This window comes from Cobetia sp. 2AS, assembly GCF_029846355.1.
Taxonomy (GTDB): domain Bacteria; phylum Pseudomonadota; class Gammaproteobacteria; order Pseudomonadales; family Halomonadaceae; genus Cobetia; species Cobetia amphilecti.
On the sequence record NZ_JARWKQ010000011.1, the window covers coordinates 1 to 23,448 of the forward strand.

18 protein-coding genes are annotated in these 23,448 nt (G+C 64.5%); 8 read left to right on the forward strand and 10 right to left on the reverse strand.

What is annotated here, in order from left to right:
- Window positions 1-143: 143 nt before the first annotated feature.
- The 5 genes from QD356_RS17590 to QD356_RS17610 all read right to left on the reverse strand — a co-directional run bounded on the left by QD356_RS17590 (window position 144) and on the right by QD356_RS17610 (window position 7,514).
- Complete coding sequence (locus QD356_RS17590) at window positions 144-803, reverse strand: oxygen-insensitive NAD(P)H-dependent nitroreductase NfsB (protein ID WP_043333519.1); 660 nt, start codon at window positions 801-803, stop codon at window positions 144-146.
- A gap of 187 nt (window positions 804-990) precedes the next feature.
- Complete coding sequence (guaD, locus tag QD356_RS17595; protein WP_225996429.1) at window positions 991-2,577, reverse strand: guanine deaminase; 1,587 nt, start codon at window positions 2,575-2,577, stop codon at window positions 991-993.
- Entirely contained in the window at window positions 2,577-3,596 is a 1,020-nt protein-coding gene (gene xdhC, locus QD356_RS17600) for a xanthine dehydrogenase accessory protein XdhC (RefSeq protein WP_225996430.1), read from the reverse strand. Before xdhC ends, guaD begins: the two co-directional genes overlap by 1 nt.
- Window positions 3,593-6,007, reverse strand: coding sequence for a xanthine dehydrogenase molybdopterin binding subunit (xdhB, locus tag QD356_RS17605; protein ID WP_192838228.1), 2,415 nt, complete (start codon window positions 6,005-6,007; stop codon window positions 3,593-3,595). Before xdhB ends, xdhC begins: the two co-directional genes overlap by 4 nt.
- Window positions 5,985-7,514 carry an FAD binding domain-containing protein gene (locus QD356_RS17610; protein WP_192838229.1) on the reverse strand — a complete coding sequence of 510 codons (1,530 nt, stop codon included), beginning with the start codon at window positions 7,512-7,514 and terminating at the stop codon, window positions 5,985-5,987. The genes xdhB and QD356_RS17610 overlap by 23 nt, the downstream gene beginning before the upstream one ends.
- Before the next feature lie 405 nt (window positions 7,515-7,919).
- Here QD356_RS17610 and QD356_RS17615 point away from each other — a divergent pair, with 405 nt between their 5' ends.
- The gene (locus QD356_RS17615; protein ID WP_054556074.1) at window positions 7,920-8,603 is read left to right on the forward strand and encodes a TetR family transcriptional regulator C-terminal domain-containing protein; all 684 of its coding nucleotides are present in this window, start codon (window positions 7,920-7,922) and stop codon (window positions 8,601-8,603) included.
- Window positions 8,604-8,842: 239 nt separating this feature from the next.
- Here the strand turns inward: QD356_RS17615 and QD356_RS17620 are convergent, their stop codons facing one another.
- Window positions 8,843-9,448, reverse strand: coding sequence for a hypothetical protein (locus QD356_RS17620; RefSeq protein WP_192838230.1), 606 nt, complete (start codon window positions 9,446-9,448; stop codon window positions 8,843-8,845).
- Window positions 9,445-9,888: a hypothetical protein gene (locus tag QD356_RS17625; protein ID WP_192838231.1), complete on the reverse strand. Its 444-nt coding sequence runs from the start codon at window positions 9,886-9,888 to the stop codon at window positions 9,445-9,447. Before QD356_RS17625 ends, QD356_RS17620 begins: the two co-directional genes overlap by 4 nt.
- A 361-nt stretch (window positions 9,889-10,249) precedes the next feature.
- On the opposite strand from QD356_RS17625, the gene QD356_RS17630 reads away from it, so the two are divergent.
- From QD356_RS17630 to QD356_RS17655, 6 genes are all read left to right on the forward strand, one after another.
- Window positions 10,250-11,233, forward strand: a complete 984-nt coding sequence (locus QD356_RS17630) for a MurR/RpiR family transcriptional regulator (RefSeq protein ID WP_192838232.1) — start codon at window positions 10,250-10,252, stop codon at window positions 11,231-11,233.
- A 615-nt stretch (window positions 11,234-11,848) separates the two neighbouring features.
- On the forward strand, window positions 11,849-12,703 hold the full coding sequence (locus QD356_RS17635; RefSeq protein ID WP_192838233.1) for a transporter substrate-binding domain-containing protein: 855 nt from the start codon (window positions 11,849-11,851) through the stop codon (window positions 12,701-12,703).
- Between the two features lie 46 nt (window positions 12,704-12,749).
- Window positions 12,750-13,475 (forward strand): amino acid ABC transporter permease, encoded by a 726-nt coding sequence (locus QD356_RS17640; RefSeq protein WP_192838234.1) that lies wholly within the window; start codon window positions 12,750-12,752, stop codon window positions 13,473-13,475.
- Window positions 13,472-14,125, forward strand: coding sequence for an amino acid ABC transporter permease (locus QD356_RS17645; RefSeq protein WP_077376658.1), 654 nt, complete (start codon window positions 13,472-13,474; stop codon window positions 14,123-14,125). The genes QD356_RS17640 and QD356_RS17645 overlap by 4 nt, the downstream gene beginning before the upstream one ends.
- A complete protein-coding gene (locus tag QD356_RS17650; protein ID WP_192838235.1) occupies window positions 14,109-14,927 on the forward strand; it encodes an amino acid ABC transporter ATP-binding protein in 819 nt (272 codons plus the stop codon). The genes QD356_RS17645 and QD356_RS17650 overlap by 17 nt, the downstream gene beginning before the upstream one ends.
- Before the next feature lie 36 nt (window positions 14,928-14,963).
- Window positions 14,964-16,265, forward strand: a complete 1,302-nt coding sequence (locus QD356_RS17655; RefSeq protein ID WP_225996431.1) for an amidase family protein — start codon at window positions 14,964-14,966, stop codon at window positions 16,263-16,265.
- A 131-nt stretch (window positions 16,266-16,396) separates the two neighbouring features.
- Here QD356_RS17655 and puuE read toward each other — a convergent pair whose 3' ends face one another.
- The 3 genes from puuE to QD356_RS17670 form a co-directional block, all read right to left on the reverse strand.
- Complete coding sequence (gene puuE / locus QD356_RS17660; RefSeq protein WP_225996432.1) at window positions 16,397-17,350, reverse strand: allantoinase PuuE; 954 nt, start codon at window positions 17,348-17,350, stop codon at window positions 16,397-16,399.
- A gap of 149 nt (window positions 17,351-17,499) precedes the next feature.
- Complete coding sequence (locus tag QD356_RS17665) at window positions 17,500-20,394, reverse strand: helicase C-terminal domain-containing protein (RefSeq protein WP_225996433.1); 2,895 nt, start codon at window positions 20,392-20,394, stop codon at window positions 17,500-17,502.
- Window positions 20,391-22,277 (reverse strand): VRR-NUC domain-containing protein, encoded by a 1,887-nt coding sequence (locus QD356_RS17670; protein WP_192838237.1) that lies wholly within the window; start codon window positions 22,275-22,277, stop codon window positions 20,391-20,393. The genes QD356_RS17665 and QD356_RS17670 overlap by 4 nt, the downstream gene beginning before the upstream one ends.
- 291 nt (window positions 22,278-22,568) lie before the next feature.
- Between QD356_RS17670 and QD356_RS17675 the strand changes: the two genes are divergently transcribed.
- The gene (locus tag QD356_RS17675) at window positions 22,569-23,291 is read left to right on the forward strand and encodes a DUF3581 family protein (protein ID WP_054556084.1); all 723 of its coding nucleotides are present in this window, start codon (window positions 22,569-22,571) and stop codon (window positions 23,289-23,291) included.
- Window positions 23,292-23,448 lie beyond the last annotated feature (157 nt).

Here is a 23,448-nt window from a genome sequence, read left to right on the forward strand (position 1 = left end):
TTGCCCCCCGTGCCCGCCGTTGGCCCGCAAGGCGGACACGTCGATGTCTTGCGGACAGTTGCTGTGAACAGATCTTCAGAATCCGCTCTTGAGCGCCAGCTGCTGAGAGCCCGGCCTTGAGTGCCCGGCCTTGAGAGCGAGCCTTACAGGCGAGTGAAGATCTCGTCTGCCGGCAGACGGGACTTGGGCAGCTCGGCATTGAAGTCGTCAGCGGCGCGGTAACCCAGGCTCACGGCGACCAGGGCGTTGAAGCCTTTCTCGCGCAGGCCGAATTCCGCATCCAGTGCCACCGGGTCGATGCCTTCCAGCGGCACCGCATCGATGTTCAGGCTGGAGGCCGCATACAGCAGGCTGCCGTAGTTGAGGTAAACCTGCTTGTCCATCCAGTGCTGCAGGTCCTTGAGGTCATGACGGTGCAGGTCGATGAACAGGCGACGCGCGCCGTCCATCATCGCGCTGAACTCGTCATCCTTCTTGAAGCGGCCATCAGACGCTTCGGTGTCCAGCAGGTGGTTCAGGTAGTCGTCGTCCAGGGTTGAGCGAGTGCAGAACAGCACGACGTGAGACGCATTGGTGATCTTCGGCGAGTTGAAGGCGTACTTGTCATCGGTACCGGCACGCGCAAAGCGCTGCTTGGCATCGTCAGATTCCAGCACCAGGAAGTGCCACGGCTGGGAATTGACGCTGGAGGCGCTCAGGCGCATCACGTTTTCGAGTTCCTGCCAGTCGGCGGCGCTGATCTTGCGTGCCGGATCGAAGGCCTTGGTGGAATAACGACGTTGCATGATGGCGGTGGGAGTCATGATGATGGTCCTCGTAGTGGCAGGCCAGTCGCTGAGCGTCCATGACCTTTTGGAAGAAGATGTCGCCATCATAGCGAGTGGATTCAGCGTTGAGTATCCGCGTTGCGCGCATCTTTAAGATGAAAAAATGGCACCAATCCTGAGAATTGGTGCCATATGTCAATTACTTGTCATCGCTGTGATGCTTTCATGGCATTAATGCTGCGGCAGGCTCTCTGGATGGCGTATCAGAAGAAGCACTCAGCATCAGGCCGTGCAGCTTGCGGCACTGGCCCGCCACATGGACTTCGCGTATCACGCGGTCGTCGCCCAGCATCATCAATGCGAACAGCACCTCCTGCAGCGATACCTGGCTGGGCTGACCCCAGCGAGTGCGCCGTGCCAGCAAGGGCGTGGCGGCGGGGTCGAGCACGATGACATCGGCTTCCATGCCCGGACGCAGGTTGCCGACCTTGTCTTGCAGACGCATGGCGCGCGCATTGCCCAGCGTCAGTTGATAGAAGCCCTGCCAGGGTGTCAGCGGTTGATTGGCGCGTGACGCGAGCCCCGCCACATCATGAGCGACCGCGCCGTGAAGCTGGCCGACCTGATAGGCGGCCTTGAGGCTCTCCAGCTGACACAGGCTGGAGCCACCGCCGACATCGGTGGCGATGCTGATGTTCATGCCCAGGGCGCGGGCACTGGCGCGATCGAAGAGTCCGCTGCCGAGAAACAGGTTGGAGGTCGGGCAGAAGGCGATGCTGGCGCCCTGATCCGCGATGCGCTGGCGCATGCCATCGTCCAGGTGGATACCGTGGGCGAAGGTGGTGCGCTCATGGCTCAGGCCGACATCCTCATAGACCGCCAGATAATCCCGAGCGTCGGGGAACAGCTTGGCGACCCACTTCACCTCATCGAGATTCTCGGCCAGATGGGTCTGCAGGTGCAGGTCCGGCTGGCTCTTGAGCAGTTGGCCGGCAGCCTCGAGTTGCTCGGGCGTGGAGGTCGGCGCGAAGCGCGGCGTCAGCACATAGCCGAGGCGGTCACGCCCGTGCCAGTCGGCGATCAGGCGCTCGTCGTCCTTGAGCGCGGTGACCCCGGAGTCCAGCAGTTCGGGCGGGGCATTGCGGTCCATCATCACGCGCCCGGCATGCACGCGCATGCCGCGGGACTGAGCGGCCCGGAACAGGGCATCGGCACTGCTGGCATGTGAGGTGGCGAACACCTGGGCGCTGGTCGAGCCATGACACAGCAGCGCATCGAGGAAGGCATCGGCGACCTCGGCGGCATGTGCAGGGTCGGCGAAGCGCTGCTCGGCGGGGAAGGTGTAGGTGTTCAGCCAGTCGATCAGGCAGTGGCCGTAGCTTGCGATGATATCCAGCTGCGGGAAGTGCACATGGGTATCGATGAAGCCGGGCATCATCAGGCCTTCGACATTGCGCGGCGGAGACAGGCGCATCAGCTCGCCCACGGCCTCATACCGGGCAAGCGAGCGATGATCGCCCACGGCGACCACATGGCCTGCATGCATCACCAGCAGGGCATCGGCGTAGTGTTCGACGGCGCGTGCCAGGGTCGCCGCCATGTCAGAGGCTCGTGTGTCTCCCATATCGCTGCCATCGCTCGAGGCCGCCTCACTCAGCATGGCGTCTTCAGGGTCGGCGACGAAATGCAGCAGCGCTCCGCGCAGCAGGCTGACGCAGGAAGCGTCCTTGGCGGCCGCGCGCAGGGCTGCCGTCAGGCGCTGCTCATCCAGGTGGCAGGCCGCAGTGTGCGACGTGTCTTGGTCAGTCATCATTCGGCCTTCTGTGTCGTTTCTGTCTGGTGCATCGCGTCAGGGGCAAAATGGGCGCGCAGCTGGCGGGCACCCTGACGCGTCAGCCCATGGCTGTCCAGTGACGTGCCATGTCCGGTGGCCTTGTCGGGCGAGTTCACGGCCGCTTCGTCACTGCGCCGCGCCTCGATCTGCAGCAGTTCCGCGACAACGCCAATCGCGATCTCCTCAGGGCGTTTGCCGGGAATGCCGGGCACGCCGATCGGACAGCGAACGCGGGCGATCTGATGCTCCGCGAGATCGCCGCGCAGGCGCTGGCGAAAGCGCGCCCACTTGCTGCTGGAACCTATCAGCCCCAGCGAGGCCAGGTCATCTCGTGGTGCGAGCGCGGCGACCAGCGCCTGGTCCTCGACATGGTCATGGGTCAATACCAGCACATGACTGCCTGCCATCACGGGCAGTGACTCACTGGCTGGCGCGGCTTTCGCGGTCGGCAGGTCAGTCAGGATATTGAACGTCTGACGCGCTACACGACCCTCGCAACCCGCGGGGGTCGTGGCGGCCGTGAGCTGCTCGGCGCGTGAGTCCCGCCAGTCGATCTGCCAGCCCAGGGGTGCCAGCAGCGTGACGATCGCCTGCCCGACATGACCGGCGCCGAACAGGGCCAGCCGTGGCGCAAGCGCCGGGTAAAGCTCGATCAGCACCTGCACATGGCCGCCGCAGCATTGCTGGGCATGCTGCCCGAGCGCGATCTCCTCGAGCAGGCAGCCTGACTGTCCCCGGGCCAGCCTCTCACGGGCGCGCTCCACCACCAGCTGCTCCAGCCGACCGCCGCCGAGGCTGTCGTGCAGCGTATCGGGGGTGATCAGCATCTTGCTGCCGGCACCACGCGGCGCAGAGCCCGCCACCGTCACCACGGTGGCCAGTGCATGCGCCGTCAACGCTGCCTGGGCCTCGGCGAGCGCCTGATACCAGCGGCCGGTCGCGGCACTCTTTGCATTCATGACGGCGCTCTTGTCGGCACTCTTGTCGACATTCATGACGGCACCTGCGTTGGCTCTGCGCCAGCAGTGTCGTGCTGCTCCTGCCAGTCACGCTGTTCGCGCGCCGCCAGCATCACGCGCTCCGGCGTAGCCGGGGTATCCAGGCGTACCGCGCGGCGGTAGTCGGTCAGCGAGGCCAGCGCATCGCGCAGCGCCGCCCACACGCTGATGGCGAGCATGAAGGGCGGCTCGCCGACCGCCTTGGAGCGGTAGATGCTGGCGGCCGAGTTGGGATGTCCCTCCAGCAGGCGCACCTTGAGCGCGCCGGCCGGCACATCACTGATCGCCGGAATCTTGTAGGTCGCCGGGCCATCGGTGAGCAGCCGGCCGTCCTCGTTCCACTTGAGCTCCTCCGTCGTCAGCCAGCCCATGCCCTGCACGAAGCCGCCCTCGATCTGACCGATGTCGATGGCCGGATTGAGCGAATCACCGACATCATGCAGGATCTCGGCGCTTTCCAGGCGGTATTCACCACTCAGCGTATCGACGACCACTTCGCACAGCGCCGCGCCGAAGGCGTAGTAGTAGAAGGGGTGGCCGGTGCCGCTGGCGCGATCGTAATGGATATCCGGGGTGGCATAGAAGCCCTTCTCGGACAGTGAGATGCGTTCCAGGTATGCCGCCTGGATCAGCTCTCCCCAGGTCATCAGCACACCGCTCGGGCCATGCAGCTCGCCATCCGTGAGGCTCAGGCTGACGCGTGGCTGGGCGAGATGCTCGGCGGCGAAGTCGAGCAGGCGCATCTTGAGGCGCAGGCAGGCATCACGCGTCGCCATGCCGTTGAGGTCCGCCCCGGAGCTTGCCGCCGTCGGCGAGGTGTTGGGCACCTTGTCGGTGCGAGTGGCGGTGATGCGTACCTTGTCCACGCTCAGCCCCAATTCACGCGCCGCGACCTGGATGATCTTGGTGTGCAGGCCCTGGCCCATCTCGGTGCCGCCGTGATTCACCTGCACGCTGCCATCGGTGTAGACATGCACCAGCGCCCCTGCCTGATTGAGGTGCTTGGCGGTGAAGGAGATGCCGAACTTGACCGGTGTCAGCGCCAGCCCCTTCCTGACCACCGGATTGGCGGCATTGAAGGCGCGTATCTCGGCGCGGCGCGCCCAGTAGCGGCCACTGTCCTCGAGCTGATCGATCAGGGTCGTCAGCAGCGGGTGCTGATTGACGTGTTGGCCATAATGCGTGGTCTCACGGCCTTCGCAGTAGAGATTGCGCTTGCGGATCTCCAGCGGGTCACGCCCCAGACGCCGGGCGATATCCTCCATCGCGGATTCGACCGCCAACATGCCCTGAGGGCCGCCAAAACCGCGGAAGGCGGTGTTGGACGCCACATTGGTGCGTGCGCGAATGCCGCGCACGTGGGCATTGCCGAGGTAATAGGCGTTGTCGGCATGGAACATGGCGCGATCGACGATGGCGTCCGACAGATCCGGCGAGTGGCCGCAGTCGCCGGTAAGCTCGATGATGGCGGACTCGATGCGCCCGCTGTCATCGACGCCGAATTCATAGCGATGGTGGAAAGGGTGGCGCTTGCCGGTCAGACGCATGTCATCTGCGCGTGCCAGTCGCAGGCGTGCCGCGCGGCCCGTGCGCCGGGCGATCATCGCGGCCAGGCAGGCCACCGGCGCGGCCTGGGTTTCCTTGCCGCCGAAGCCGCCTCCCATGCGGCGGGTCTCCACCGTGATGGCGTGGAAGGGTACGCCGAGCACTTCGGCAATCAGCTTCTGGACTTCGCTGGGGTGCTGGGAGGAGCTGTGCACCAGCATCTCGTCATCTTCACCCGGCAAGGCCAGTGCGGCCTGACTCTCCAGATAGAAGTGTTCCTGGCCGCCGCTTTCCAGCTCACCGCTCAATTGCCAGGCGGATTTGGCGAGTTTGGTGCTGATGCTGTCGAGATCGCCGGCGCGACCATTGGCAAGCCGTGCCTGGGTGTGGGTCGGGCGCACCAGATCACCGCGGCTGGCCGCCTCGCGCGGGTCCAGGCATACCGGCAGGGGCGTGGTGGCGACCTTGGCCAGTCGCGCCGCCTGGCGTGCCGCGCGCTCGCTGTCGGCGGCGACCACGAAGAGCGCCTGACCATGATGGCTGATGATGTCACTGACCAGCAGTGGGTCGCCGGGGAAGACCGGCCCCACATCGCTGTGACCGGGGATGTCGGCGGCGCTGAGCACGCAGACCACCCCGGGGGCACGGCGTACCGCTTCGATATCCAGCGCATCCAGAGTGGCGTGCGCGACCTCACTCATGCCGATGGCCAGATGCAGCGTGCCGGTGGGCAGCGGCAGGTCATCCACATAACGCGCCGAGCCGCTGACATGGCGCTGGGCGCTTTCATGCTGACGTGACTGGAGAACGGGGGCGGCCGGCGCGGCGCTGGCGTCGGACTCAAGACTGTGCAAGGTACGCATCGAGGCTCTCCAGTGGCGTGAGGGAGGTCGTGGGCTGGCGCTCATTCAGGATGCGCTGGGCCACGCGGGGAATCAGATGGCTGGCGGCCAGCAGGCGATACTCGCGTGAGCCGCGCACGTCACTGAGCGGTGAGAAATCGGCCTGCACCGCCTGTTCGATCTGCTGGCGAGTCTGCGCCGTCAGCCTGGCGGGCGTGAGAGACTCCAGCGCTTGCAGTGTCAGCAGTGCTTCAAGGTGCGGGGCGCGGGCCGGAACGCCGGCCATGCCGCCGAAGGCCACCCGCCAGTGCTGGGCACGCCCGCTGGCATCACGCCGCCAGGCGAAGACGCCGAGCAGGGTGGAGATGTCATCGTCACGCCGCTTGGACAGCTTGTGCACCGCCAGTCGCTGGTTGGGCAGCGGGCGCGGCAGGAAGACGGAGTGGATGATCTCGTCCGGCATCAGCTGGGTACGCTTGTAGTCGAGGAAGTAGTCCTCGAGCTTCAGAATGCGCTCATTGTCCTGGCTCATCAGCTGGATATAGGCGTCCAGCGCGATCAGCAGCGGCGGCATGTCACCGATGGGCGAGGCATTGCCGATATTGCCGCCCAGGGTGCCACGATGGCGGATCTGCTCGCTGCCCAGTCGCGTGAGCAGCTCCGCGCCATCCGGGTAATGTTCCCGCAGCAGCGGCATCAGCTGGTGATAGCTGACCGCGGCCCCGATCCACCAGCCTGCCTGACCGGCGTGCTCGCCTTCCTCTATCTTGCCAAGCGCCGCGACCTGGGTGGTGTCGATCAAGGCCGGGAAGTCGCGCAGGCGCTGGGTGTGCTCCAGCATCAGGTCCGTGCCGCCGGCGATCAGCGCGGCGTCCGGGCGCTCGGCGCGCAGCGCCAGCAGGGCCTGCAAGGTGATCGGCCGATAGAAACGCCCGGTATCTCGCTCGTCATCAGGGGCGGTGTCGTGCGCTTCCGCTGTGCTAACGCGAGCATCCTGCAGGCTGGCTGGCCCGAATTCGCCTTGCAGCAGACGGTGAGCGGCCTCGCGAATCGGGCGATAGCCGGTGCAGCGGCACAGGTTGCCGCCCAGTGCATGGTCGATCATGGTGTCGCGCTGTCTGGCATCGATCACTTCGCCCTGATCGATCTGGCGCTGATGACGGGCATGCAGCACCGCAAGGCTCATGGCGATGCCCGGGGTGCAGAAGCCACATTGACTGGCATGGGTGCTGACCAATGCCTGCTGCACCGCCGAGAGCGATGGCTCATTGCTATCATCCGCCAGGCCCTCGACAGTGATTAGCTCACAACCTTCCAGCTGGTGGGCTGGCATCAGGCAGGCATTGGCGGTGCTCACATTGTGGCCCGGCCCCTGCAAGGCAATGGTGCAGGCGCCGCAGTCGCCGGAGGCACAGCCTTCCTTGGTGCCGTCTTGCCCAAGTGAGGTGCGCAGCACTTCGAGTACGCTCGTTCCCGGTGCAGGTGAGGGCAGTCGGTACGCGCGCCCATTCAAGGTGAAGTCGATCATGCGGGCATCCTGTCAGGTCGTATTGTCATTGTGGTGCCTTGTTGCGTACAGCGTGCTTCCAACGCTCAAGCCCTTGTTCTGCCTTGTCGACGGGCTGGGTCTGTCTTGCCAGCGGGCCTGTTCTATCCAGGCGGCGAGCGTCGGTCTGCAGGCTGTTGTCTCTATCAATGTAACAGGTCGTATTGTGATTCCTGCAAGAATCTGACCAAATGGTCAGTGCATGTTGTGGTATTTTGTTCGCCGGTGTCTCAACGGGCTGTTTTCACTGCTGTTCCAACGCCACGTGATAGTCGCTTGACCAGAGCCTCCTGCTTGCGCATATCGCCGCTGACGGGCGAGTGAGACAGACAGGGGGCTGTCGCCAAGAGACTCGAATGCTTTTTTCTGACCTGATGAGTGATGCCGATGCCCGCGGATTCTCCTTCTTCCCTTTACGCTGAAGTCCGTCGTACCCGTAGCGCGGAATTGAGCGTGCCGCCTGCCAGCTCTCCGCGTGAGCAAGCCGAGAGCCGCATTCTCGAGGCCGCCGAATGCGTATTCGCCTGTCACGGTTATCGCGGCAGCACCTTGAAGCAGATTGCGGAAGTGGCCGAGTTGCCCAAGGCCAATCTGCTCTATTATTTCGGCTCCAAGGAGAAGCTCTACGTTCATCTGCTGGAGCAGACCCTGACGCGCTGGAATGCCTCGCTCGAGGATATCTCGCCTGATGACGAGCCGCGTGAGGTGCTGGAGGCGCTGGTGCGCGTCAAGCTCAAGCTGGCACGCCAGGCACCGCAGGCCTCGCGCCTGTTCGCGGCGGAGGTGATCAGCGGGGCGCCTTTCCTGCGCGATTATCTCAGTGGCGACTTGCGTGACTGGGTGCAGGCGCGCTGCGATGTCATGAAGGCCTGGATGGCCGCGGGAAAACTGCGTGAGGCGGAGCCGATGTGGGTGATCTACCTCATCTGGTCCACCACTCAGCATTACGCGGATTTCGCCGCCCAGATCGATCAACTGGGGGGAGCGCCGCAGAGCGATGAAGACTGGGAGCAGCTGGCGGATTTCGTGGCCAGCACGCTATGTGATGGTCTGTGCCCGCGACAGTCGTGAGCGGCATGAGCGCTTGAGCGGCTGTGCGGCTGAGCGCTTGAGCCGGCGGGTTCAGCGCTCTGTCAGTCGCCTGCTGTCTGTACTCACTGCCTCGCCGCACATCAAAAAGCCCGCCCCGGATTCCGGGGCGGGCTTTTTGGTTGCTGGTTCTGGGTTTTTGGTTCTTGAGTCTAGAGTCGTTCTTGCGTCGCTCGTTCTTGCGTCATTCTGGAAATGTGAAGGATAAGGCCATCAGGCGATCAGCTTGCCATCTCCAAGGGCATGCCAGCATCGCGATCCAGCACGGCTTCTTCCTCTTGCTTGGCCCCCGACAACTCGGCTTTCTCCAATTGAGAGATGTCACAGTGTTGATGCATCTGCCAGCCATCGCGGGCATCGTCGGCCAGATAGATCAGCGCGGCATCGGCGCTGGCCCATAGCCGGGCGAGGTCACGTTGGTGGCGGGTGCGGTTGGCCAGCGGCAGCGCATCGGCGGTGACTACCACCACCGGCGCCTTGCGCAGCCAACGCGGCGCATGACTCGGCCAGCTGTGATGCACGGCGTCCAGCCAGGGCGCCTGGGGATGGCCGGGCGATGACTGCCAGCGCCAGCCACGCCCGACCTCGGTGATCCCGCGCGCCGTCCAGATCAGGCTGCGGCGCGGCAGCTGCGCCTCCAGGCTTTTCAGCAACGCATCGTCGCTATCCGTCAGCGGCTGGATGGCTCCTGACATCATGCTCAGATACTCGCCAGTATGCTGGCCGGCGGTCAGTTCCAGCTTGATGCGAGGCGCCGGAGCGAGGGCGATGCTGTTCTCCAGCGGTATGTGCATGCCGCATTCCATGCCGATGGTATAGACGCTCATGCCAGCATTCCTCGACGCGTCATGCTCTGACGCAACAGGGTGTGGTGGCGGTGCATCGCCTCCCAGTCAGCGTGAGCCTTGTGGTTGATGTCCGGGTTGAAGACGGCTTTCTGTTGCGCGATGGGCGATGCTGTCGGAGTCGATGTCTCGGCTGAGGTCTGGGCTGAGGTCTGGGCCGCCACGGCCGAGGCGGCAATGTCAGCCTGGCTGCGCGTGTCGTGGGCCGGTGAAGGCGTCGTGGGGGCCGCCGTTGCCTTCAGGCTCAGCGGCGGTGCCTCGTAGCCCATCGCCATCACGCCCAGCAATTGAGCGGACTGGGCATTGGCGACATCCTGGGTGGCGCTGCCAGAGCGCGGCAAGAGGGTGAATGTCTGTGTCGTGACCTTGGCTGTCATGGCTCGGCAGGTATCGAGGAGGGCAGTCATCGTTGAGGTGGCCATGAGAATGCTCCTTGCGCATCGCGAGCGCTTTATCGGGAATATTGCAGTCCGGCAAGGGTCGTTGGCGTTACTGCGCGGCGTATGACCTGTCGGCTGGCTAGTCTTGATCAAGCGGCTTGCGTGCCGATTTGATGTGATGAACAGTAAAAACAGTCGCTTGTGTCTGTCGCACGGTGCGGATGGTTGGCGTCGTGCAGCGCTTGAGGGCGTCAGAGGCGTTCAGGATGAGGCAAAACCTCTCATCTCGAGGGTTGCGCCTTTCGTCTATGCACTGTCAGTCAGCACCTGGCCCAGGCTTTGCACTGTCTTGATGCAATCGTTGCTCTGCGCTCACGCAGAATCTTTTCAGGAGTGTGTCTTAATGCCACGAGCGCCCATAGATCACAGCGCGCCCCCCGAGGATGACGTGTCCGGTGAATCCCGGGCAGTGCACCCGGATGGGGAAGTGCCTGCCCCCGTTGCCGATGCCGATGCCACCGTCAGTCTCGCTCGCCATACCGCAAGGCAGGGCACCAGGAGCCTGAGCCTGCATCAGCGTCTGACCCGTTCGCTTGAGGAACTCACCCCGAATGAGCAGCGCATCGCGCGCTTTCTGCTCGCGCATCAGGATGAACTGGCACTATACAACGCCGCGGAACTGTCACGTCTGACCGACGTCTCCAAGGCGACGGTCAGCCGCCTGTTCCGCCGCCTCGGCTATCAGGACTTCCGTGAGGCGCGGGATCAGGCACGCAGTCTGCGTCAATCGGGTGTTCCGGTGGCGGCAGCGCCGACGGCAGACCATCACCAGCGTCACTATGAGCAGGAGTGTCGCAACCTGCGTCAGGCGCTGGCGGCGCTGGACATGCTCGATATGGCGGCCTTGAGCGGCGCTCTGGCCAAGGCCGAGCGGCTGCAGATCATCGGCTTTCGCAATGCCTATCCACTGGCGCTGCACCTGCGCCAACAGTTGCTGCAGCTGCGCGCGCAGGTGGCGGTGTTGCCGCAACCCGGCCAATCACTCGGCGAGGAGGTCGCACGCCTGGGCGCCGATGATGCCGTGGTGGTATTCGCCATGCGCCGGCGACCGCAGGGGCTGGCCCGATTGCTTGAATGGCTGGGTCAGGCACCCTGCACGGTGCTGCTGGTCTGCGATGACAGCCTGAGCAGCATCCCCGCCGGTATCGAGCATGTCCTGCGCTGCCCGTTGGACAGCGTCAGCGCCTTCGACAGCTACGCCGCAGCCATGAGCCAGATCAATCTGCTGGCCACGCGCCTGCTGCATGATGACCTCGTCGGCGGGCGCAGTCAGATACGCCGCGTGACCGATACCTTCGATGCGCTGGAGGAACTGGGCGACGGCTGATCGTCCAGCTTGAAGTGCTCCTGCCTTTCCTCCCTTCCTTCCTTCCTCTCTATCCCCCTGTGGGCCGCCTGCCTTGCTTCTGATCTATGCGGCGGCCCGATTCGACTCGCCGCGCTCTGCGCACCCGCAGGGCGCATATGCCTCCCTGACTGCACCATCTGCTGCCATGTCGCTGATGTCGGCGCCCTGATCTCGCCGCTAGGCGAGGGCGTCATCCTCGATTTCGCCTCTCGCAGGCGTGTGTCGCTTCTTCTCGTTGCTGCTCGCTGTTTTGCTTTCGGGCGCGTTCTCGGGCGCTTTATCAAGCCCCTGTTCAGGCGTGTGAGCCGCAGGTGACTCTGCGCTGCCTGCAACTCGATCACCTTATTGAGCACGAAGCGGAAGCTTTGGCACACCTGTTGCAAAGATTGATAAGGGAATCACTTGTTTCATTGGTCAGGTTCTGAAGACGAATGGGGCAGGGAGTCACTGGATCTGACTCGGCGAGACACTCGGCAAGAAGCACGGCGGGACACTCAACAACAACCAACAACAATCCACTGCCGCAAGGCACCAGGTGCATGACGAGTCGTTCTCGCATCAGCGCCTGGCATTGACGGATACCGGAGTCGACCGATGAGCAAGCGTCACGAGAGCAAGGCCCAGCAGCGCGCCACACGGACAGGCAACAAGCAGCGTCTTGGCAACTGGGTCCGCAAGGGAATATTGCTGGCACTGTGGGGCACGTTGGCGTCCACCGCCCTGAGTGCACACGCGGATGCACTGAGCGACATCACCGATAGCGGGGTGCTGAAAGTGGCGGTGCCCCAGGACTTCCCGCCCTTCGGCTCGGTCGGCCCGGACCTCAAGCCGCGTGGCTACGATATCGACATGGCGCGTTATCTGGCAGACGAGATGGAGGTGAAGCTTGAGCTGGTGCCGGTCACCTCGGCCAATCGCATCCCTTATCTGCAGACCCGCAAGGTCGATCTGGTGATCTCGAGCCTGGGCAAGAATCCCGAGCGCGAGAAGGCGATCGATTTTTCCGATGCCTATGCGCCGTTCTTCCTCGGCGTGTTCGGCGAGAAGGGCAGTGAGGTGGACTCCGCGCAGGGACTGAGCGAGAAGACCATCGGCGTGACACGTGGCTCGGTGGAAGACATGGAGCTCAGCAAGGTGGCACCGGAATCGACCACCGTGAAGCGCTTCGAAGACAACAACACGACCTTGTCGGCCTTCCTGTCAGGGCAGGTCGAGATGATCGCCACCGGCAATCTCGTCACCGCCGCCATCGCCGAACGCAATCCTGCCCGCGTGCCGGTCAGCGTGCTGCCGCTCAAGAATTCTCCCTGCTATGTGGGCATGCGTCATGACACGCCGGCGCTCAAGGCGCGCGTGAATGAGCTGATCGCCCAGGGAATCGAGGATGGCACGCTCAATACGCTCTCCGAGACCTGGTTCAAGGCGCCGTTGCCGTCACTGGATGCCTGAATCGAGACGTCACACGTCTGACCCCTTTGCCCGTGAGGCTTGATCGATGAATTATCTCCCGGATTTCCCGCGCCTGTTGCCGTATCTGCCCGACCTGATGGCCGGGCTGATGACGACGGTCTGGCTGACGGCGCTGACCACCACGCTGGGGATACTCGGCGCGGTCATGTGTGTCTGGCAGCGCCATCGTGCGCCGACCAGCCTCTTCAGCCGGCTGCTGGGCATGCTGGTGGAGCTGCTGCGCAATACGCCCTTCATCGTCCAGCTGTTCTTCATCTTCTTCGGTCTGCCGGCGCTGGGGCTGTCACTCAGCGCCGAGATGGCCGCAGTGATCGCGATGACGCTCAACCTGGCGGCCTACAGCAGTGAAATCCTGCGTGCCGGGGTCGATGCCACCGGTCGCGGCCAGTGGGAAGCCGGGCGGGCACTGGGGCTTACCCGCTGGCAGAGCTATCGCCATGTGGTGCTGATGCCGGCGCTGGAACGCATGTATCCGGCGCTGACCAGCCAGTGTGTGATCGTGATGCTGGGTTCCGCCGTGGTCTCCCAGATCAGCGTGGCGGACCTGACCTTCGCGGCCAACTTCATCCAGTCACGTACCTTCCTGAGCTTCGAGAGCTACGTGGTGACGGCAGGCATGTACCTGCTGTTGGCCATCGCGATGCGCGCCTTGCTCAACCGCATCGGGCGTCGCCTGTTCGGCTTTCGCCACCTGACGCCCGCCCCGCGTAGCCGTCTGTCTTCCCATGTCCTGAAAGAGGCCCACTCATGATCGACTTCACGCTGTGGGACATTCTGCGCAACCTGTTGCTGGCGGCGCGCTGGACACTGGCGCTGTCCCTGATCGCCTTCATCGGCGGCAGTCTGGTCGGGCTGGCGCTGACCTTTCTGCGCCTGACCCGCTGGCCGGGGGCGGCGCTCTTCTGTCGTCTCTATACCGAGCTGTTCCAGGGCACGCCGCTGTTGATGCAGCTGTTCCTGGCCTTCTTCGGCGTGGCGGTCTTCGGGCTGGATGTCTCGGCCTGGACGGCGGCGGCCGTGGCGCTGACGCTGTTCAGCAGTGCCTTCCTGCATGACATCTGGCGCGGCTGTGTCGAGGCGGTGCCCAAGGGGCAGTGGGAAGGGGCGCGTGTGCTGGGGCTCGGCTATCTGAAGACCATGCGTCATATCATCCTGCCGCAGGCGCTGCGCATGGCCATCGCGCCGACCGTCGGCTTCTCGGTGCAGATCATCAAGGGCACCGCGCTTGCCTCGGTGATCGGCTTCGTCGAGCTGACCAAGGCCGGCACCATGCTCAACAACGCCACCCTGGAACCCTTCACCGTCTTCGCGCTGGTCGCGTTGCTGTATTTCGCCATGTGCTATCCGCTGTCGCGGCTGGCTCGCCACCTGGAGGCACGTCTCAATGTCACTGCTCGCTGAAGTTTCTGCGCTGGATAGCGCCTCATCCGACGTCTCAGTTACCGATAGCGCCCCTGTCTCCGAGAAGGCAAAGGCACCGCTGGTCAGCCTGTCGGCGCTGACCAAGTCCTTCAGTGACGTGGCGGTCCTCAAGGGGATCGATCTCGAGGTGCGTCCGGGTGAGGTGGTGTCGATCATCGGTCGCAGCGGTTCCGGCAAGAGCACCTTGCTGCGCTGTATCAATCAGCTTGAACAGCATGACGGCGGCGCCATTCATGTCGCCGGCAAGCTGCTGGACGGTAGCGAGATGGACGCCGCCGCCCTGGCGCAGGATGTCGGCATGGTGTTCCAGAGCTTCAATCTGTTTCCCCACAAGCGCGTCGGCGAGAACGTGATGCTGGCACCGATGCTGGTCAAGGGCGTCGCCCGGGACGTCGCCGAGCGCGAGGCCCGCGAGATGCTGGCCAAGGTCGGGCTGGGGGAGAAATTCGATGCCTGGCCGAGTCAGCTCTCCGGTGGTCAGCAGCAGCGGGTGGCGATCGCGCGCGCCTTGGCGATGCACCCCAAGGTGCTGCTCTGCGATGAGATCACCTCGGCGCTGGACCCGGAACTGGTCGGCGATGTGCTCAAGGTGCTGGAACAGCTCAAGCGTGAGGGCATGACGCTGATTCTGGTCACCCACGAGATGAATTTCGCCCGCGATGTGGGGGACCGCGTGATCTTCATGCACCAGGGGCGCGTGCATGAGTCGGGCGACCCGGCGACACTGTTCGCCAATCCGGCCACGGAAGAACTGCGCCAGTTCCTCGGCGCGGTGCTATGAGTACAGTGTCTTGAGCGAACAGCGATGGACCATATCATGAGTCGAAAGGAGTCGCTCCCAGTGGACAAGCGTATCTATGTAGCGCCGGCGCGTTTCCCGGGGCCGCGGGGACAGGGGCCGCTTGATGGTCAGAGACTGGTGGTGAAGGATCTGTTCGCGATCAAGGGCGAGTGCATCGGCCAGGGCAACCCTGACCTGCTGGCCAGCGCCCCCATCGAGCGGCAGACGGCGCCTGCTGTCCTCGCGCTTCAGCAGGCGGGGGCCGATTATCGAGCCCGCACCACCACCGATGAGCTGGCCTACAGCCTCAACGGCACCAATGCGCATTTCGGCACGCCGGAGAACCCACGTGCGCCGCTGAGGTTGCCGGGCGGCTCGAGTGTGGGCTCTGCGGTGGCGGTGGCGAGCGGTGAGGCGGAGATCGGGCTGGGCACCGATACCGGCGGCTCCATCCGCGTACCGTCCAGTTACTGCGGGCTTTACGGACTAAGACCGACTCATGGACGCATCAGCATGACGGGGCTCAAGCCGTTGGCGCCGCGCTTCGACACCGTCGGCTGGATGACGCGGGATCTGGCGACGCTGACGCAGGTCAGTGAGGTGCTGATGCCGCCGGCGACAGCCACTCGACTGCCGGCTCGTATCATCCTGCTGGTGCCGGAAGGGCTGGCCGCGGGGCCTTATCAGCGTCTGCTGGGGCCGCTGTCTCGGCGTCTTGAATCACTCGGTTTTCGCTGCGAGCGGCTCATGTTGAGCCAGGCCTTCATGGCGAGGGCCAGTGAGGCCTTCCGGATTCTGCAGGGCTGCGAGATTCGCCGCACGCACCAGGCGTGGCTGAGTACGCCGCAGCAGGGGCCCAAATCGCGCTGGCCGCAGCTGAATCCGGATATCGCGGCGCGCCTCAAATGGTGCATGACCCTGAGTGATGCCGACGAGCAGGCGGCAGAAACGAAGGCAGATACCGTTCGCCGCTGGTTTCGCCAGCAGCTGGCAGCCAGCCATGAGGGCGGAGAGACTGCCTGCGAAGATGGCAGTGCGGCTGCCCATGCCCAGGCGGAGGCCACCAGCGAGGCGGTGTTCGTGCTGCCCACCACGCCGGGCGCCTCACCGCTACTGGGGGCAAGCCTTGAGGTGATGGAGGCCTATCGTCATCGCCTGATGGGACTCACCGCGCTGGCGGGCTTGAACGGTGCGCCGCAGCTGAGTCTGCCGTGGCTTGCCGACTCGGCGGCGCGTCTGCCACAGGAATCCGCGCCCCCGCCCTGGGGCGTGTCATTGCTGGGCCTGCCGGGTCGGGATGAGAGCCTGCTGGCATTGGCCCGCATGTTGGAAGACTGACCAGCATGTTGGAAAACTGACCAGCGCTGCCTTGCATGTGCGATTGCAGACATTGTCTGGAGTTGACCAGAAACGCCGCATCCCGAAAGGGCTGCGGCGTTTCTGGTGCTGGCGCTTGAAGGGATGGTTCGTCAGCTGGCGGGGGTATAGGGATGTTCGCGCTGCCAGTGTTCGGCGATATCGATGCGTCGCGTGATCCATACCTTGTCATGCGATTGGACGTAGTCGAGGAAGCGCTTGAGTGCCGCGAAGCGTCCCGGGCGGCCGGCGATCCGACAGTGCAGCCCGACGGAGAGCATCTTGGGCGCGGTGTCGCCCTCGGCATAGAGTACATCGAAGGCATCGCGCAGGTACTGGAAGAAGTCCTCGCCGCTATTGAAGCCCTGGGCGCTGGCGAAGCGCATGTCATTGGTGTCCAGGGTGTAGGGCACGACGAGATGCGGCACCTGCTCGCCATTGGCGGTGGTCACCTCCATCCACAGCGGCAGGTCATCGCCGTAGTAATCGCTGTCGTAGGTGAAGCCGCCGTGCTCCACCACCAGTCGGCGGGTATTGGGGCTGTCACGTCCGGTATACCAACCCTGCGGCGCATGGCCGACCAGCTCGCGATAGCTTTCCACCGCGCGTTCCAGATGGGCGCGCTCATGGGCCTCATCCATATGCTGGTAATGAATCCAGCGCCAGCCGTGACTGGCGATCTCGTGGCCATCCTCCAGGATACGCGCTACCAGATCCGGATGGCGCGCCAGCGCCATACCGACCCCGAAGACGGTCAGCGGTAACTCGCGGCGCTTGAATTCATCCAGAATCCGCCACACGCCACTGCGCGAGCCATATTCGTAGATCGACTCCATGCTCATGTGCCGCGCGGGGTAGGCCTCGGCACCGATGATCTCGGAGAGAAACTTCTCGCTCTCGCTATCGCCGTGCAGAAGGCAGTTCTCGCCGCCTTCCTCGTAGTTGAGCACGAACTGGACCGCGATCTTCGCGCCACCCGGCCAGTTGGCATGCGGTGGCGTGTCGGCATAACCGATCAGATCACGCGGATAGTCGTCGCCCCACAGGGCATTGTCGGTGTCTGGCATCGTGCGGCTTCCTTGCGGGTGGCTAAGGTAATGAAGAGCGAAGACAAGAGCGAAATGAAGAGCGAAATGAATACCCCATCACTCTCCATTGATGTGCAGGCTTTGTGCCATCACGGCGCATGGTGGCGGCGTCACGCTTGCATCCCGCATCAATTCGTCGGTGACCACCAGCGTGGCAGCAACCGTGCGACTTCCGGGCGCATGAAACGGTCATCGATCAAGTGGATCACGCCCTGATCCTGCTCGCTGCGAATCACTCGGCCGGCAGCCTGCACCACTCTGGTGAGCCCCGGGTACAGATAGGTGCAGTCATCGGCATTCAAGGGCTGGATGACCGGGCGCGATGCGCGCGTATCGTCGTGTGGGTCGCCTTCAGCCTGTTGCGGCTGGCTACGCCGCTGTGCGTCGTTGTCGAGCCACGTGGCCAGGCGCTGCTTGAGCGCTTCATTCTCGGGGCTGAAACCGGCCAGTCCCAGGGTGGCGATGAAGGCCCCGATCAGACGCGAGCCGGGCAGGTCGATCCCTTCGCCGAAGGCGCCACCCAGCACCGCGAAGCCGATGCCTTGGCCGTCGGGGGTGAAGCGCTGAATGAAGGTGGTGCGCTCCGCTTCCGTCATGGCGCGGGTCTGACGCCATTGGGGAATCTCCGGCGCCAGTTGTTGCAGGGTGCTGGCCACCTGCTCCAGATAGGCGAAGCTCGAGAAGAACGCCAGATAGTTGCCCGGGCGCTGCCGGTATTGGCGCGCCATCAACTCGGCGATCGGCCGACAGGAGGCGTCGCGATCCCGCAGGCGTGTCGAGAGCCGATGACGACTGACCTGCACCTGGGTTGCGCTGAACGGGGAATCGACACTCAGCCAGACGGCATCGTCCGCCAGACCCAGCAGGCGATGGTGATAGGCCGGTGGATTGAGCGTGGCCGAGAACAACAGGGTGGCGTGACTGGCGCGCAGGCGAGGTGCCAGCCACGGCGCCGGGCTGACGCAGCGCAGTCGCGGCTGGATCTGGCGCACGCTGCGCCCGCGGGCCTTGCGTGGCCGGGCTGCTGCTCCTGCTTCTCCTCCTGCTTCTTCTGCTCCTGCATCCGATGCTGCGCCGGAACTCGAGCTTGAATCGCTGGCGAGTGATGCCTGCCGCGCGGGGGGAGTGGAGGCGAGTTCGACCTCGAACAGCGAGTGATCGCCGAAGCCTTCGGCGAGTCGCGCCAGTGTCAGTGCCGCAAAATACGCCTCCATCATCTCGACATCGGGTTCCACACGGCGCCTGGCCGTGGAGGAGGCCGAGCCGGAGACTGTCGTTGCAGTGCCTGTATCGGTAGCACTCGGAGCAGCAGAGGAGGCATCGCTTGCGATCAGGCCCAGCTGTTCGGGGGCTTGCGTGGCTTTGGCTCTCGCTGGCTGTTGCCTGGCCGCAGCAGGGCTTGCGGCCTTGTCAGGCTCCGCCAACCAGTCGCCCATCGCGCCGGTCCATTGGCTCAAGGCCTTGAGGAAGTCGCCGGGCAGAGTCTCCAGCGCAAGGCGCTGCGCCTTGTGGCCTGCGTCCTTGCTATCGACCTTGCTTGCCTGTGTCTCGTCGTCAGCACCCAGCTCGAGCTGTTCCAGCGCTCGCCATTGGCGAGCCAACGCGCGTGAGGCCGAGCGCAGCGGAGCCGGATGGCCCGTGCGGCTCAACTGCTTGAGCAGGAAGTGGAACTGGCGTGCGTCAAGTTCGCCGCTGTACATGCCACGGGCGCGCTCGATGAGGTTGTGGCTCTCATCGACCAGTACCACCGTGCGCCAGTCATTGGCCTGGGTCAGGGCGAACAGCAGCGCATGACTGTCGAAGTAGTGGTTATGGTCGCCGATGATGACATCCGCCCAGCGCGAGAGCTCCTGGGCGAGAAAGTAGGGGCAGATGTCGTGGGCCAGGGCGTGGCGGCGTGTCGTCGCCAGATTCAGTGGCCGTTGGTCGGCGAGGGCGGCGTCGCGTGCCGCGGGCAGGCGATCATAGAACCCGCGCGCCAGCGGGCAGGACTCGCCATGACAGGCGAGGGTCGGGTGCTCGCAGGTCTTGCTGCGCGCGCCCAGTTCCAGAATGCGCAGCGGTGTCGCCGGTGTCTTTTCCTGATCCTCGCTGTCGTCAGCGGCTGGTGCCAAGGTGGCCAGCGCGTCGAGTGCCAGCGCGCGGCCCGGGGTGCGGGCGGTGAGGTAGAAGAGCCTGTCCGTGCCGCTTGCGGGCATCGCGCGCAGTGCCGGATACAGCGTGGCCAGGGTCTTGCCGGTGCCGGTCGGTGCCTCGGCAAGCAGCTCGCGGCCGGTCATCACCGCCTTGTAGGCGTGCTCGGCCAGCTGGCGTTGCCCGGGGCGCCAGCTCGGCCACGGAAAGGCCAGGCGGCTCAGCGCGCTGTCGCGGGCGCTGCGATGGGCCAGCTCATTGGCGGCGAACTCGCTGAAGCGTGCCGCCAGACGTGCCAGCTCTGCCTCCAGCGCCTCACGGCTCCACCAGGCTTCCAGACGCTGCTCATCATGCTGTGCCTTGCGGCTTTTGGGGTCAGCCTGGTCAGTCTGCTCGTCTCGATCATCCAGGGTGCCCGCGTCCTGCTCGTTTTGCTCATCCTTGCTGCCCTTGGCGCCCCTGGGCGCATCCGCCGCGATGTCCAGATAGACCAGCGCCAGCGTGATGCCTTCGAGGTCTCGGCTGCGACACATCAGCGCGCCGTAGACGCGCGCCTGAGCCCAGTGCAGGGCGCGATGGTGCGCGGGCTGGCGGGAGAGGTCGCCGCGGTGGGTCTTGATCTCCTCGAGGCAGTTGCGCTTGGGATCATAGCCATCGGCGCGCCCACTGATGGTCAGGTTGCCGATGTCACCGCTGAGCGAGATCTCGCTTTCATAGTCCTTACCGCGTCGGCGCACGATACGCTGATGACCACGAATGCCCTGCTGGGCAGTGGGCGATGGCGTGAAGCGCAGGTCCAGATCGCCCTCGCGCGCGGCGAAGGCGCACAGTTCACGCACCGCGATCCGGTAGCGTGCGGGTTCAGCGTGGGTCTCGTCCGCCTTGATCATGATGCGGGAGGTGCCTTGTGCCGGGAGCATTCGTCCACTGAGGCCTCGGTCGCGCTCAGCCATTCGACGCGACACTCCAGCGCCGGAATCGCATGGCGTGCGAACAGGGCCAGCCATTGACGCTGGTTGTCCTGCAGACGGTCGGTGGGCGCCTTGACCTCGATCAGCCGATAACGGTCGCTGCTGTGCTCGGGGAAGAACTGGATCAGGTCCGGCAGGCCGGCGCGATGTTCGCGAGGGTTGGCCAGCAGGTGGCGGAAACAGGCTTCCAGATGCGCGGGCGGAATGCAGTCCAGTGCGTGGTTCAGCAGTTCCTCGCTCAATAGCTCCCAGTGCACGAAGGGCGCCTGAATGCCCTGTTTCTGCTGGTGGCGTTCACGGATCACCGTCCGGTAGCTTTCATCGTTCAGGCGCGCGAAGCAGGCCTCGAAAGCGGCCTGGCGACGGCTGACGAAATCAGGGCGATAGAGGTCCGCCGGGCCGGTGTGGAAGGCGTGGAAGAAGGCCCCCGGCAAGGGGGCGAACAGCGCCTCCCAGCACAGCAGGGTGAAGAGCGCGGGAATCAGGCCATTCTCGACATAGAAGACCGGCGTCCCGGGCGTGGCCAGCGCATGGGCGGCCGCGCGCTCGACGCCGTGGATACCGTCAGCCGCCGAGGTGGCAAGGTCGGGCACCGTGAGGGTGATCTGTGGCGTGGTCGGCGCCCTGGCGCGCCTGGGCGCGGGCAATCCGAGGCCACGGCACAGACGCGGCAGGGCGCGTTCGAGTGCCAGCTGCTCGTCCAGCGTGATCTCGGCGCGGGCCAACCGCTCGCTGGCCAGCGCGTGAGCTGCGCTGATATCGCCAGACAGCTCCAGCGCTCTCACCCGGCGCGGCATGGCACGCGGAGCATACGCGGAGTTCTCGAGACAGGCGTACTGGCGGGCGGCCGCCTGATGCCAGCCCTGACGCTCGGCGTCGCGGGCCAGCGAGAAGCGCAGGCGGTCACGCCGCTGCGCCAGCCAGGCATTGGCACGATCATCAATAGCACGCCCGTCAGTGGCATGAGCGTCAGTGAGCTGATGAGTCGCGGACGGCTCACTGCGGAACTCGTTTGCCGCTGCAGACGGCGTCGCATCCAGCGCCGCGACGATGCGCTGCCAGTGCCGCTCAAGTTCAACGTTCGCCGTGCGGTCCAGCCGCTCGCTGGCTTGCTGCCAGTCCTCACGCAGTTGCTCCAGCGCCAGATAGCGATCCACCTCCCGGCGATGGGTGAAGGCGCGCGAGGCCGGCGACAGGGCGACCGTCTCGCAACGCAGCAGGCCCAGCTCGCTGAGTACGAAGTCCGACAGATTCTGGCGCAGGTTGCCGAAGAACATCAGGCTCAGGCGTCGCGACAGCTCACCCAGCCCGACACTCAAGGTGACGGCTGTGGGGTCGTTCAACCAGGCTGGCAGTGGCCGTGGCGTGACGTCGCCCAGCAGCTCGCTGATGGCATCATGCATGCGACGCTTGGGCGTGCTTCTGGGCAGCTCGGCAAAGGCTGCCCGGAGGCGCGGCAAGGTCACCAGCGCCAGCATCTCGTCCAGACTCAGGTCGGTATTGTGGCGGCACAGGCCGTCAGGCGTGGCACTGTCGGCGAGCGGTGTGATCAATGGCTGGCTTGCGGCCTCGATCGCCCCGATCTCGGCATAGTTCAGCTGCGAGCGCTCGAAATGATCACCCTTGCGCATCAGCAGTCGCACCAGCAAGGCCCGCGAGGCATCCGGCAGGTGAGTGATGGCGTCCACCGTGGCACGCTCCGCCTCTGTCAGCAGATCGGCGTGACACTGGCAGACCCAGTCGATCAGGGTGTCGAAGTTGGCCAGGTAGTAGCGCGGATTGTCGAGGGGAGCGGCTTGCATGGCGACCTGTCGAAGTGGCGGGCAGTGCGGCGGTTTGCCCGAAAGCATGGGGTTATATACAGTATATGGCCATCTGTCGCGCTGCAATCTCTTGCAAAGCCTGTCACGAGTCACCACCTGACTGTCATCCAGTGGTAAAATCGTTTCATCTGCATGTCTTGAAAGCTTCATGACACGACAGGTGGGCAGGCGTGACAGCGCGTCGACCGCGATTCCTCCCCTCGGAGGCATTTCCGCGATGGTTCAGGACGGGCCATCGATCATCATTCAAGCAGGGCAGGAAGGCAGTCCATGTTTCTTGATCAGTTTCACCGGGTCGAAGATGGCCGCGTGCGGATCACCGCCGAGCAGGCAAGTCGTTTCGCCAAGCAGATGGCGGGGGATTACAACCCCATTCATGACCCGGACGCGCGACGCTTCTGTGTGCCCGGCGACCTGCTGTTCTCCCTGTTGCTGGCGAAATTCGGTCTGTCGCAGTGCATGACCATCCGTTTCTGCGGCATGGTCGGCAACGATGTGCCCTTGATCTTCGAAGCGCTGGACGCCCCCGACGAGAATGGCGTGTCCCTGCTGGTACGCGATGAAGCCGGCAAGGTCTACCTGACGGTCGAGCGCAGCGGCGATACCACCCATGACGAGGAAGTGGTCGCCAATTTCACCCGCCAGTACATCGCCTTCTCCGGGCGCAACTTCCCGCACTTCCTGCAGCCGTTGATGCTGGAGAAGGGCGTGATGTTCAACCCGGCCCGCCCGCTGGTGATCTACGACAGCATGGGCTTCTGTTTCGAGCGCCTGGATATCGCCGACCTGCACCTCGACTTCGTGGGGTCCTCGCTCGAGGTCAACGGCAAGCGTGGCGATACCCTGCTCGAGTTCAGCATCCATGATGGCGAGCAGTGCATCGGCAGTGGTTCCAAGAAGCTGGTCGTCAGTGGGCTGCGGGATTACTGCGCCGAGACCATGGATGCGTTCGTGGAGTCCTTCGAGGCGCTCAAGCGCGAAGCCGAAGCCTGAGATAGCCGGTCAGTCTGACGCTTGTCGCCAGTTGCCCCGCGCATGAGTCGGCAGTCATGAAGACGCCCGCCAGAGAATTCTCTGGCGGGCGTCTTGCCATCTGAATGTCACAACGCTTGTGAAGCATCGCTGGGAATCGCCGGTTGTCATCAACCGC